Source organism: Vibrio hibernica, assembly GCF_015223435.1.
In the GTDB taxonomy this organism is placed as follows: domain Bacteria; phylum Pseudomonadota; class Gammaproteobacteria; order Enterobacterales; family Vibrionaceae; genus Vibrio; species Vibrio hibernica.
This window is the reverse complement of record NZ_VHKO01000063.1, coordinates 1-12,409: the sequence shown is the minus strand read 5'-3', so window position 1 is coordinate 12,409 and position 12,409 is coordinate 1. Positions and strand designations below refer to the sequence as shown.

14 protein-coding genes, 1 tRNA gene and 2 pseudogenes are annotated in these 12,409 nt (G+C 39.4%); 13 read left to right on the top strand and 4 right to left on the bottom strand.

Annotated elements, in window-relative coordinates:
* Positions 1–48: 48 nt before the first annotated feature.
* Positions 49–125 (top strand) — tRNA-Trp (locus FH976_RS14135).
* Positions 126–264: 139 nt separating this feature from the next.
* Here the strand turns inward: FH976_RS14135 and FH976_RS14130 are convergent.
* The 3 genes from FH976_RS14130 to FH976_RS14120 form a co-directional block, all read right to left on the bottom strand.
* Entirely contained in the window at positions 265–804 is a 540-nt protein-coding gene (locus FH976_RS14130; protein WP_194091472.1) for a GPO family capsid scaffolding protein, read from the bottom strand.
* Between the two features lie 66 nt (positions 805–870).
* Positions 871–1,908 carry a phage major capsid protein, P2 family gene (locus FH976_RS14125; protein ID WP_194091471.1) on the bottom strand — a complete coding sequence of 346 codons (1,038 nt, stop codon included), beginning with the start codon at positions 1,906–1,908 and terminating at the stop codon, positions 871–873.
* Positions 1,909–1,943: 35 nt separating this feature from the next.
* Positions 1,944–2,225, bottom strand: a complete 282-nt coding sequence (locus FH976_RS14120) for an ogr/Delta-like zinc finger family protein (protein WP_194091470.1) — start codon at positions 2,223–2,225, stop codon at positions 1,944–1,946.
* A 465-nt stretch (positions 2,226–2,690) separates the two neighbouring features.
* Between FH976_RS14120 and FH976_RS15985 the strand changes: the two genes are divergently transcribed.
* From FH976_RS15985 to FH976_RS14110, 3 genes and pseudogenes are all read left to right on the top strand, one after another.
* Complete coding sequence (locus tag FH976_RS15985) at positions 2,691–3,020, top strand: P-loop NTPase fold protein (protein WP_228767458.1); 330 nt, start codon at positions 2,691–2,693, stop codon at positions 3,018–3,020.
* Positions 2,983–3,291, top strand: coding sequence for a P-loop NTPase fold protein (locus FH976_RS15980; protein WP_228767457.1), 309 nt, complete (start codon positions 2,983–2,985; stop codon positions 3,289–3,291). The genes FH976_RS15985 and FH976_RS15980 overlap by 38 nt, the downstream gene beginning before the upstream one ends.
* 49 nt (positions 3,292–3,340) lie before the next feature.
* A pseudogene (locus tag FH976_RS14110) lies at positions 3,341–3,907 on the top strand (IS630 family transposase); the annotation flags it as partial.
* On the opposite strand, the gene FH976_RS16180 reads toward FH976_RS14110, so the two are convergent.
* Positions 3,867–4,088: a helix-turn-helix domain-containing protein gene (locus tag FH976_RS16180; RefSeq protein WP_407701655.1), complete on the bottom strand. Its 222-nt coding sequence runs from the start codon at positions 4,086–4,088 to the stop codon at positions 3,867–3,869. The pseudogene FH976_RS14110 and the gene FH976_RS16180 overlap by 41 nt on opposite strands.
* An 82-nt stretch (positions 4,089–4,170) precedes the next feature.
* Here FH976_RS16180 and FH976_RS14100 point away from each other — a divergent pair.
* From FH976_RS14100 to FH976_RS14060, 9 genes and pseudogenes are all read left to right on the top strand, one after another.
* A pseudogene (locus FH976_RS14100) lies at positions 4,171–4,341 on the top strand (tyrosine-type recombinase/integrase); the annotation flags it as partial.
* Positions 4,342–4,428: 87 nt separating this feature from the next.
* The gene (locus FH976_RS14095) at positions 4,429–4,668 is read left to right on the top strand and encodes a type II toxin-antitoxin system RelB/DinJ family antitoxin (RefSeq protein ID WP_194091468.1); all 240 of its coding nucleotides are present in this window, start codon (positions 4,429–4,431) and stop codon (positions 4,666–4,668) included.
* A complete protein-coding gene (locus FH976_RS14090; RefSeq protein WP_194091467.1) occupies positions 4,658–4,945 on the top strand; it encodes a type II toxin-antitoxin system RelE family toxin in 288 nt (95 codons plus the stop codon). Before FH976_RS14095 ends, FH976_RS14090 begins: the two co-directional genes overlap by 11 nt.
* Before the next feature lie 948 nt (positions 4,946–5,893).
* Positions 5,894–6,880 carry a tRNA dihydrouridine(20/20a) synthase DusA gene (gene dusA, locus FH976_RS14085; protein ID WP_194091466.1) on the top strand — a complete coding sequence of 329 codons (987 nt, stop codon included), beginning with the start codon at positions 5,894–5,896 and terminating at the stop codon, positions 6,878–6,880.
* A gap of 170 nt (positions 6,881–7,050) precedes the next feature.
* On the top strand, positions 7,051–7,266 hold the full coding sequence (locus FH976_RS14080; RefSeq protein WP_194091465.1) for an envelope stress response protein PspG: 216 nt from the start codon (positions 7,051–7,053) through the stop codon (positions 7,264–7,266).
* A gap of 112 nt (positions 7,267–7,378) precedes the next feature.
* Positions 7,379–7,612 (top strand): hypothetical protein, encoded by a 234-nt coding sequence (locus FH976_RS14075; protein WP_407701654.1) that lies wholly within the window; start codon positions 7,379–7,381, stop codon positions 7,610–7,612.
* A 209-nt stretch (positions 7,613–7,821) separates the two neighbouring features.
* The gene (locus tag FH976_RS14070; protein ID WP_194091464.1) at positions 7,822–9,636 is read left to right on the top strand and encodes an assimilatory sulfite reductase (NADPH) flavoprotein subunit; all 1,815 of its coding nucleotides are present in this window, start codon (positions 7,822–7,824) and stop codon (positions 9,634–9,636) included.
* Positions 9,636–11,363, top strand: coding sequence for an assimilatory sulfite reductase (NADPH) hemoprotein subunit (gene cysI / locus FH976_RS14065; RefSeq protein WP_194091463.1), 1,728 nt, complete (start codon positions 9,636–9,638; stop codon positions 11,361–11,363). The genes FH976_RS14070 and cysI overlap by 1 nt, the downstream gene beginning before the upstream one ends.
* A complete protein-coding gene (locus FH976_RS14060) occupies positions 11,356–12,156 on the top strand; it encodes a phosphoadenylyl-sulfate reductase (protein ID WP_194091462.1) in 801 nt (266 codons plus the stop codon). Before cysI ends, FH976_RS14060 begins: the two co-directional genes overlap by 8 nt.
* Positions 12,157–12,409 lie beyond the last annotated feature (253 nt).

Genomic DNA, 12,409 nt, shown 5'->3' with positions numbered 1-12,409 from the left:
ACGCCGGGGGTCGCGGGTTCGAGTCCCGTCCACTCCGCCACAAATTTTAGGGGTGTAGCTCCAACTGGCAGAGCAGCGGATTCCAAATCCGCGTGTTGGGAGTTCGAATCTCTCCACCCCTGCCATACAATTTGCATAATTATGCAAAGCTCCAAAAAGAAAAGCCTAGTCATTTGACTAGGCTTTTTTCGTATTTAAGGTACTTCTTTTACTGTGCTACTTTTACAGCACTTCGCGCGCTCCGACTAAAGGCCGAGCAATACTTTAATAATAAGGTTGTCGACTCAATAACTCACTTATAGTGTCGAGCTGAGCCTCTAACTTATCTACCTTCGCTTCCAATTCTTTCTTTTGCTGCTGACTTAAATTAATAGGCTTGCCAGTACGATCAATACGGTTGGTCGGTTCTTTGGTGCTATTTGCATTATCAACCGATAGGTGCATTTGCGTCGTGCCTAATGAAACAGGTTCATCCGTTAACGCTAACCCTGTTAAGTAACTTTTTCCTGTGCCTGCAAAATCCGGATCAACTTCACAGTAAGTATGAAGAAGTTGGCCTTTTTCAATCGTTTCTAGCAAGGCTGAATTCGGCTGTAATACAGCAAATAGTTGGTTGCCTCGTTTCTCAACGGATAACACCGAACCATATCGAATCGACCTCTTATGATTATTCGCATTGATACGAGCGTTATACCTTTCGGGGTCGTAGGTTGCAGCAATATCATCAATGATTTTTTGCTCAATGAAGCGACCATCGACGGTCGTACCAGCCGTTAATATACAAATGGGCTCTGAGTGAAACATACCTTTACTCTATGCTGATTGATTAGTGGTTCATGTAGTCGCCCAGCTTGAGCGAACTATCATGGTTTACGCCCAAATGTCTGAGCCTGCTTGCTTGAGCTTCACATTCTTAAATTCTAATGCAGCCGCTTTGGTTGGTTGCTCAACCATGTAAGCCATACCAACCGATTCAAAGTTCTCAACACGATCAAGTTTGTCATTTAGCTCACCAACCGATTTACGAATGGAATTTTCTAAAATATAAATAGATAGGTTATCAAAGCTTGTCACCATAATACCGCGAGGTGGGAAGCTTGATACCGCAAAGGTCGGTAGACCACCATAGGTCGCAATGACTTGGCGCATTTCAATCTTAGATTTCTCGCTTGGCGTGTTGCCGTTTTCAGCGTAGAGGCGAGCTTGGTCAGTCGCGATAAGCTCACTGCTCACAATGGCCACTAAATCATTCGTCGATAAAAACACATCATCCAGTTTGTTTTTTACGTTCAACACGGCAAGGTCAAGGTTTACAAAGTCACCGCCCTCACCAATGCGAATTTCCCCTGAATCAACCACCACTTCTGACAGGATTTGTGATGATTTGTATTTTCGCAATAACTCAATCCAACCTTGGTTAACATCTTCCCCATTTGGATAGGCTTCAACGTCAGTATCGCTTTGCGCACTTACGCCATAAAACCCCACACGCACCTTATCTAAATCCGATTGAATACGAATTTTGTCATTTACTCGCTCTTCAAAGTTTTTTAGGTGAGCGAACGCATCCAATTGTTTATAGGTGATGTGTGTATCAAAGTTGGTTTGCGCACATTCGTATTTGATGGCACTCATTTCATGCGCAGAGCGTGTCTTACGCTCCTTACCCGAACCAGTATCCGTGCGCGAGGCAATTAAACCACCAATGCCTAAACCAATCGCATCACCAAATTGTTGGCTAACGGTGATGATGTTAATGCGCTCTAAGAAGTCATCGGTTTTCTTGATGTCTTCAATCAGGAACTGAGCCGCAGTAGGGTTAACGCTAAAGGTTTCATTCACCGATGATACGGCATAGGTCTCTTTTAGGGCAGTTTGCAGTGCGGTGAATTTCTTTTTTTGTTTCAATATTCATAGGGCTATCCAATTAGTCATGTTCTGGGTTAAATAAAGGTCATTGCCGAAGTGGGCGAAGGCTTTGGGGTGTATTGAAGTAAGCCAAGGCTCTCAAGCATTGACTGCCGTCTTTTGGCAATGTCAGGTTGTAACGTCGGGTCAGGAGCCGTGGCCTGTAGATTTCGGACAATGAATTTCTCAAACACCGCGAGTTGGCGAAAGCGGTGGCCACAGTGTGTGCACTGGCAATAGGTTTCTCTTATTTCGGCTGAAATAGCGCGAGAGGTTAAGACTCGCGTACGTTGTGTGCATTTGGGGCAAGTATTCATTTGCTCACCTCTTTGCTTTTCGATTCTTTTCTCTGTTCAACGGTTCTGGCTTTGGAATGACACACAGGGCAGGTTACATACACGGCTCATTTCCTCTTCTAGGTCACAATTTAGAATAAAGCTAAGGTACTGGACGTTTTAGATTTGGAAAATAGAACCTCGTTCTATATCATGGAATTAGGAAAAATCCATAAGGACAGTAGGGGCGAAAATAAATGCAAGAATGGGTCGCTTAGACCTAAAGAGGGCTCACCCCCTCCTCCCCATCAAAATTCAGCGCGGAAATAAACGCAAAATTACGCGCACCACCAAATAGGCCTAAAACCAAGCAACATAAAGGGTTCAAGCTGTATTTTTAAAATGGGCAGGATCGCAAACGTGCGTTTTTTGTGCGTAAATGCGCATGAATTAAAAATATTCAGATAATTTTGATAACCAATAATTAATTAGGCGCTTTAAATAGGTATGCAAAAATTTTCAGCAGATAGGCCAATATCTAAAATTGAAGACGATTTACTCGGACGTGCTAGTTTTTCGGATAATCTTGCAAAAGCACTTTCATCATGGAAAGGGATAGATAGTTTAGTCGTAGCTCTTCATGGTCGATGGGGTAGCGGGAAGTCATCGATTAAAAATATGGTGTTAGAAAAATTATCAAAATCGTCTCAACCTTTAGATGTCATAGAGTTTAATCCATGGGAATGGGCTGCCCAAGATAAGATTACATCATCTTTTTTCACTGAGATATCAAAAGCTGTTGGCCGTAAGGATTCTTCTGAAAAAAGCAAATGCTGATTTCCCAAATGTTGTTTTTTTACTTATCTTCCAAAGAAATATAGTTGAAGAAAAATTAACGACTAATTCTCAAGATGGGCGCGATTTTCTAGAGAAAATCATTCAGGTTCCCTTTGATATTCCAGCAGTTGAAGAGAGTCGTGTTCATTCAGTGTTATTTGATCAACTTAATTGGCTAATAGGACAGTATAAAAATACATCTAAACTCTTTGATCAACAATACTGGGGGAGTGTATTCCACACAGCACTTCGATACTATCTATACCCGTGATCATTGAAGATGCTTGATTTTATCGTTTAACAGGATCATGCTAGCCAACATGAAAATAGAACTATCCAACCAAAAAAAGAAACAACTCGAACGCATGCACGACTCTGCGCGTGATGGTCGAGTGCGAGACCGCATTAAAGCGGTCTTGCTTGCGTCTGAAGGCTGGACAAATACGATGATTTCTCAAGCTTTACGAATTCATGAAACTACCGTAACTCGTCATATCAATGAGTACTTACAATCTGAAAAGCTCACACCAGAAAATGGTGGCTCTCAGAGTAAGCTCAACTCGATAGAAACGATGGCGCTCATTGGGCATCTCTCTGAACAAACCTATTTTCATACCCATCAAATTGTTGATTATGTTCTGTCTGAATTTGAAGTTATCTACACCGTTGCTGGTATGAACAAGTGGCTACATCACAATGGCTTCTCTTATAAGAAACCTAAAGGCGTCCCTCATAAGTTCAATCCAGAGGCACAACAAGCGTTCATTGAATACTATCGTGAGCTGAAACAACGTGATGAGCCTATTTTATTCATGGATGCCGTGCATCCAAGCCAAGCGGCGAAAATTACTTATGGATGGATCCGTAAAGGTGAAGATTGTATTGTTTATATGGAGTAAGTTTACTTTGAGTCGTAAGCCTTGCTTTATATTGGGGATAAGCATCTGGTTCAACGATATATTTTTTAACGGTATTGCGTGAAATATTCAACTCACGAGCTATTGCCCGCATGCTTTTTCCTTGTCGATATAGGGTAATAATGTCCACAAAAATCTCCTTGGTTAACATAATCACCATCCAGTTTTGTTAAAACTGAATGATACCAAGTGGATCAATTTTCAATTGGTGTTAGTGGATCATTTTTGCACTGGTGGTGACACATACCTTTGCGAGTCACTTTGTCATGCAAGGTGGGAATATTGTGGTGTTAAAAGATATTTTAGGGCATAGCGAAATTACCACGACAATGAGGTATGCCCATTTAGCACCGAGCCATTTGAATGATGCGGTTAGACTGAACCCATTAAATGAACATCAATGATGATTAGGTGTATTGACTTTTTATGTTGTAATGACCAATGTATACACGTATGTAATTACGTTGTTATGGCGATTAAGGAGCAATATTATGGCGACAATTAATATTAGAATTGATGATAATTTGAAAGCAAAATCTTATGCCGCTCTCGAAGAGCTAGGTGTTAGCCCTAGTGATGTACTGCGTCAAACGCTTGAATATGTAGCGCAAAATAACAGGCTACCTTTCCAATCTGTTTTAGTGGATGACCAAGACCGAGAATTGCTTGCAATCGCAAAGCAGAGGTTAAGCGCACCTCAACGCATAAAGGTATCGTTGGATGACCTATGAGTTAGAGTTTGACGCAAGAGCATTAAAGGAATTTAAAAAATTAGGCAGTACTGTACAGCTTCAATTTAAGAAAAAGCTAAAAGAGATATTAGACTCACCTAAGGTGACGGCAAATCAGCTTAGGGATCTTCCTAATTGTTATAAAGTTAAATTACGCACATCTGGTTATCGTATGATTTATCAAGTGAATGATGACACTATCACAGTGCTGGTGGTTGCTATTGTCAAGCGAGATAAAGAGCAAGCTTATAAAAAAGCAGCGATTCGACTGGATTAAAGGCCTTTGATGCCTATTAACTGGATCGGTTGTATTGAGTATGAATCTGAGGCCAGACGAATATTAAAAATGCACCGTAAAACTTTTGAAAAGCTGGCTAGAATGTAATTTCAGACCCTCCCTCGTGGAGGGTTTTGTTTTTCTAATGCATTGCAAGTTTAACTCATTTTATTGAATAACTATTTTTAAAGCTGAACCTTGATTTTTATCTGGATTCGGCTTTTTTGTTGCCTTTTATTTTGGTTACGCCCACTTACGACCTCTTACGCCTCAAGTGATAAATTTATTTTTTGTAAGCCGTTGATTTTGTTTATTGTTTAGTGGTTTTCCAAATCCGCGTGTTGGGAGTTCGAATCTCTCCACCCCTGCCATACAATTTGCATGATTATGCAAATCTCTAAAAAGAAAAGCCTAGTCTATGACTGGCTTTTTTTGTATTAATATCCCATCCTAAATCAGGTTATACTTTCCAAACTTAACATTGGAGAGTGCTATGAAACCAGCGACGTAACGAACTAAACGAAATTACCCCCTTGCTTTTAAATTGGCTTAGGGAGTATGGCGACTAGATTAGTCTGGAGGTATACCGACATTTATGCTGAAAGGAGAGCTAGCGGATATAATTACTGTGCCTGATAGCTAAGCATTGTGGTGGTTTATTCATTATTATCATTTAATCCTATTTATAATAGGGGGAATTATGATTGATGAGACGCACGGTAGGTACATATTTTTAACTCATTGATTTTAAATTTAATGTGTTTTTTGTAGAAATTATATTCATATTTTTTATGACATATTATGCATTTATTTTGACCCATTTTTGACCCCAAAACATCCAATTTTAGTCATTTTTTCTGTTATAATAACGATCCAAGAAATGCCATTTAGAGTTTAAATCTATAGCGTGGCTTATTTTTAGCTTTTAATTCTGTTTTTAGGTGTTTTATGCATTATTTCAATATTAACCGCTTTTCTGTTGCGCCTATGCTTGATTGGACTGACCGGCATTGTCGTTATTTTCATCGTTTGATGTCTGAGCATGCTTTGTTGTATACCGAAATGGTGACCACGGGCGCGATTATTCATGGTAAAGGTGATTTTCTTGAGTATAGCCAACAAGAACATCCGATCGCGTTGCAGTTAGGTGGCTCGAATGTGAAAGATTTAGCCTATTGCGCTAAATTAGCTCAAGATCGTGGTTATGATGAAGTGAATTTGAATGTTGGATGTCCATCAGATCGTGTACAAAATGGAAAGTTTGGTGCTTGCTTAATGTCTGAGCCTGAACTGGTTGCAGAGTGTGTTTCCGCGATGCGCGATATGGTAGATATTCCTGTTACGGTGAAAACTCGTATTGGGATTGATGATCAAGATTCTTATGCATTTCTGATTCGCTTTATTAGTATAGTGAACGAGCAAGGTGGTGTGGATCAATTTACTATCCATGCGCGTAAAGCTTGGCTATCCGGTTTGAGTCCAAAAGAGAATCGAGAGATACCAGCATTGGATTACCCACGTGCTTATCAATTAAAACAAGATTTTCCTCAGCTTAATATTGCCGTTAATGGTGGAGTTAAAACCCTTGAGGATTCCTTGCTGCATTTACAACATCTGGATGGTGTGATGGTAGGACGCGAAGCTTATCAAAACCCATATATGCTTGCAGAGGTCGATCAACTTTTGTTTGGTTGTGATAAACCGATTAAAAAACGTCGCCAAATTGTGCAGGAAATGTATCCATATATTGAACAACAATTATTAAATGGTGCTTCACTAGGGCATATGACTAGACATATGTTAGGGTTATTTCAAGCCATGCCGGGTGCTCGTCAATGGCGCCGTTATATTAGTGAAAATGCACATAAAAAAGGTTCAGGTATTGAAGTGGTGGAGGCTGCGCTAGCTAAAATCCCAGCAGAGCTTGATGTATAGAATATTTTAACTAAGTGAAGATGGTTTCAAGTGGTGAGTTGAGCCTTTAATTGGTGAAATTCGCCATTTTAATTTTTAGGCTAAATTTATAGTTTTTTAACTGTTTGATTTTATAAATATACTTAGTTGGCTTGAAAGCTGCATTATGGGGTTATATTGAGGATCTATGTATGTTTGAATTATTATTTATCTTAATGCTTATTAGTATTTTTGTATTGACTGGTGCAACGATAGTGTCATTTTTTATTGCTATGGGAGTTGCGCTTCTACTTGCTTTGGTTATTGTTATGATTGGCACTGTGGTGAAATTACTGCCCTGGATTATAGTGGCGCTTATCGGCCTTTATATCTACAAGTATTACAATAAGCCAGATCCCTATCCGTAAGCAAAAGTATGTGATCACAATATCTCTATATAAAGTCGCACAATTCTAAATATGAGTCATGATTAAAAAATGTTAATGCTAGATGCTTCGATATTTTTTCTGAGTGGGATTGATGATGACTGTTTCGGAACTACAACGATTATATCAAGAGCATCTATTGGTTGAGGCTATTATCGAATCCTCAGCTGAAGAAAATGCATGGATTGTCGAATTTCGCGATAGTCGTGGTGGGTTAGTGTTGCTGACTGATATTTATGGTAAAGAATGTCATTGCCATGATCTGGAGGATGCTTCGCGTTTAGCGCAAAAAGTGGGCTTTAAACAAGTTAGTATTGCGAATAAATAATATTTACCTCTTACCCTTTTGTATCTTTGTAATTTACTTAATCTGAGTGACTTACTTTACGGAGTTTTTATCCGTATTCCCTTCTTATGTTCAAGTCTATTTCCAAAAAGTTATAAAACATACTTATCAATTCTTTCTCGCCATGAATCATAGTGGTTAATCTATCGAGATTAACTATAAGCGATGAAATATAGATAGGGATGTCATACATGTTGCCAAAAGAACTTTCCGCTCTCGCCAGTCCACTTAATGATCAACAACTAAGTCAATTACAACAAGCCGTATCTGAGTTATCGACTCAACAGTTGTCTTGGGTAAGTGGCTATTTTTGGGGGCTAAGCCAAACCAATCAAGTGATAGGGGCTCACTCTGCGCAAACTCAATTGTCTGTCGCAGCTAAACCGGCTAGTAAATTAACTATTATTTTCGCTTCTCAAACAGGCAATGCGAAAGGGGTAGCGGAAGCTCTAAAAAAAGAAGCTCAGGCTAATGATATCGCGGTCGATCTTTTTGATGCTAGTGATTATAAAGGCAAAAATTTAGCGAAAGAAACGCATGTGATTTTCGTGGCTTCGACCAATGGTGAAGGGGAAGCTCCAGATAATGCGCTTGAGTTACATGAATTTTTACAATCAAAGAAAGCACCTAAGTTGCCTAACCTGAAATATGCAGTGATCAGTTTAGGTGATTCTAGTTATGAGTTTTTTTGTCAAACAGGTAAAGATTTCGATGCTCTCTTAAGCAAGCAAGGTGCTACTCCATTTCTTGAGCGTTTGGATTGTGATGTTGATTATGAGGTTTCCGCCTCTGAGTGGCGTAAGCAGGCATTAGAGAAAGTAAAAGAAATGTTGCCGCGTGGTGAGGCTGAAGTCGTGCAACTGCCTATTGGCCAACTTAACCATAAGGAAAGTCAATGGAATAAGCAAAATCCTTACACGGCAAGTTTATTAACGAGTCAAAAAATAACAGGCCGCGACTCAGGCAAAGATGTTCGCCATATTGAGATTGATCTAGATGGTTCTGGTTTAACGTATCAACCAGGAGATGCTCTAGGGGTTTGGTATGAAAATAGCTCTGAATTGGTTACGGCTATTTTAGAACAAGTCGGTTTATCTGGTATTGAAAGTGTTGATCTTGATGCTAATAGTTTATCTATCCATAGCGCCTTAGTCGCTAAATTTGAAATTACTTCAGCAAACCCTCAGTTTGTAACAAAATATGCTGCGCTTTCTGGAAGTGAAAAATTACAAGATCTTGTTCAAGATAAGGACAAACTGCGTGAGTATGCCGGTAGCACTCAGATTATCGATGTATTGAAAGAGAAGAAAACGACGCTAACAGCTGATGAGTTAATGAGCTTATTACGTCGATTAACACCTCGACTTTATTCCATAGCATCAAGTCAAGCAGAAGTGGAAGATGAAGTTCATTTAACGGTAGGGTTGGTCGAGTATCAGCAAGGTGACGAGGCTCGATTGGGTGGTGCTTCTGGTTTTTTAGTTAATAGCTTAGAGGAGGGCGATAAAGTTAAAGTGTTTATCGAGCACAATAACAACTTCAAATTACCACAAGATGATAGCACTCCTGTGATCATGATAGGCCCAGGTACTGGTATCGCCCCCTTTCGTAGTTTTATTCAAGAGCGTGAAGCGTGTGATGCGGAAGGTAAAAACTGGTTATTCTTTGGTGACCGTACCTTTACCCAAGATTTTCTTTATCAAGTTGAGTGGCAAAAACACCTTAAGTCCGGTGTTTTGAATAAGTTAGATGTGGCATTTAGTCGAGATCAAACTAAAAAAGTGTATGTGCAAGATCGTATTTTAGAAAATGCTGCGCAGTTGTGGTTATGGTTGCAAGAAGGCGCTTATCTCTATGTTTGTGGTGATGCGACTCATATGGCGAAAGATGTACATAATGCTTTGATTACTGTGGTAGAGCAGCAAGGGAAATTAACTCACGATCAAGCCGAAGAATTTATCAATGATTTACGTAAAGCGAAACGTTACCAAAGGGATGTCTACTAATGAGCACGAAAGAACAAGTCGTATTAGGTGAAGTATTAGGACCGCTTTCTGATGGTGAGCGTTTAAAAGCAGAAAGTAATTTTTTACGTGGCACGATTGCAGAAGATCTCAGTAACCCAATTACAGGTGCGGTCACGGGAGATAATTTCACCTTGATCCGTTTCCACGGTATGTATTTACAAGATGATCGTGATATTCGTGCTGAAAGAGCTAAACAAAAATTAGAACCGCTGCATAGTTTAATGGTTCGGGCTCGCTTGCCCGCGGGTGTCATTACGCCAGCTCAATGGCTTGGTGTTGATCAATGGGCTGATGAACATACTTTATATGGCAGCATTCGCTTAACAACACGTCAGACATTTCAATACCATGGGATTTTAAAGCCCAATATTAAAAAAGTGCATAAAGCTTTAAATTCAATTGGAATCGATACTATCGGTACTGCTGCTGATATGAACCGAAATGTATTATGTACTGCAAATCCATATCAATCAGAAGTGCATAAAGAAGCCTATGAGTGGGCGCAAAAAATCAGTGAGCATTTCTTGCCACATGCTGCAGGTTATGCCGAGGTCTGGTTAGATGCAGATAAAATTGAAAGCACGGTAAAAGAAGAAGAGCCAATCTTAGGCAGTACCTATTTACCACGTAAATTTAAAACGACCATTGCTATTCCACCATTAAATGATGTGGATGTGCATGGAAATGATCTTAACTTTGTGGCAATCCAAGAAAGCGGAAAATTAATTGGCTTTAATGTGTTAGTCGGTGGTGGCTTGGCAATGACTCATGGAGATACATCAACTTACCCGCGTCGTGCTGATGATTTTGGTTTTATTCCAGTTGAAAATACATTGAAATTTGCAGAGGCCGTCGTAACAACTCAACGTGATTGGGGTAATCGTTCTAACCGTAAAAATGCCAAAACGAAATATACTTTAGATCGTGTCGGGATTGATGTATTTAAAGCGGAAGTAGAAAAACGCGCAGGAAGTGAGTTTGAAGTGAGTCGTCCGTATGAGTTTACAGAACGAGGCGATCGTATTGGTTGGTCAGAAGGTATCGATGGGAAACATTATCTATCATTATTTATTGAAAACGGACGCATACTAGATTTACCTGGTAAGCCGTTAAAAACTGGTATGGCCGAATTGGCAAAAATACATAAAGGTGATTTCCGTATTACCGCCAATCAAAATTTGATTGTTGCTGGGGTTCCTGCAGATCAAAAAACAAGAATTGAAAAAATTGCTGTCGATCATGGCTTAATGGATGAATCGGTCAGTGAGCAACGTAAAAATTCGATGGCGTGCGTGGCATTTCCTACTTGTCCACTTGCAATGGCTGAGGCTGAGCGTTTTTTACCTGCATTTGTAACGAATGTCGAAGGGATATTACAAAAACATCAATTGCCGAAAGAAGAAAATATTATCTTACGTGTGACAGGTTGCCCAAATGGTTGCGGTAGGGCGATGTTGGCTGAAATTGGTTTGGTGGGAAAAGCTCCTGGGCGTTATAACTTACATCTTGGTGGTAATCGTAGTGGAACTCGTATCCCTAAGATGTATAAAGAGAATATTACCGATAAACAAATTCTGGAGGAAATCGATAGCCTCGTTAGTCGTTGGGCTAAAGAGCGTAAAGATAACGAAGGATTTGGTGATTTTACTATTCGTAGCGGTATTGTTGATGAAGTTTTTGTCTCGAAAAGGGATTTCTATGCTTAATTCCATTGAAACAAAATTTGAATTAGTGAGTAAGTTTGAACTGGCAGAACTCTTGACCCTAAATAAAGCAGAGCAAAGTTTACAGCTAGCTGAAATTAATACCCAACTAGAAGAACTGGCAGCGGAACAAAGGGTGGCTTGGGCGCTAGAAAATCTAGATGGTGAATTTGCAGTATCTTCAAGTTTTGGTATTCAAGCAGCCGTTATGCTTCACTTAGTAACCAAAATAAAAGCAGCTGTGCCTGTTATATTGACTGATACGGGATATCTATTTCCTGAAACATATCGCTTTATTGATGAGCTAACAGAAAAGTTGAACCTCAACCTACAAATATTTCGAGCAGAACAAGGTCCAAATTGGCAAGAAGCTCGTTATGGCAAATTGTGGGAGCAAGGTATTGAGGGAATAGAGCAATATAATCGAATCAATAAAGTAGAACCAATGCGCCGAGCTTTAAAAGATCTTGCAGTGAAAACTTGGTTCTCAGGCTTGCGTCGAGATCAATCTAGTTCTCGTAATCACCTTCCTATTTTAGCGATTCAAAATGGTGTATTTAAATTTCTTCCTATTATTGATTGGACTAATAAAAACATACATGAATATTTGGAGAAGGAAGGCTTGCCTTATCACCCTCTTTGGGAGGAAGGGTATTTATCTGTGGGAGATACACATACTACACGTAAATGGGAACCTGGAATGACAGAAGAAGAAACGCGTTTTTTCGGATTAAAGCGAGAGTGTGGTCTACATGAAGATAATGGAACCCCAGAAACCGATGGATCAGGAATATAATTAATAGGCATTACATTAATTTACTTAAACAAAAAAGGTTATCTATTTTTATAGATAACCTTTTTTGCTTCAATTAGGTCAAAATATGCTTTAGATGACCATGTTTGTTAATGATAGAAAGTGATTAATATTAATAGAACATAACAACCCTGTGGATAAGCTGTGAAAATAATGGGTCAAAATGCGTATAAATAAGGCTTTGGATGCAAACTAGCCACTTGGCACTTATTTTTAAATTTTTTATGAAAAAGTA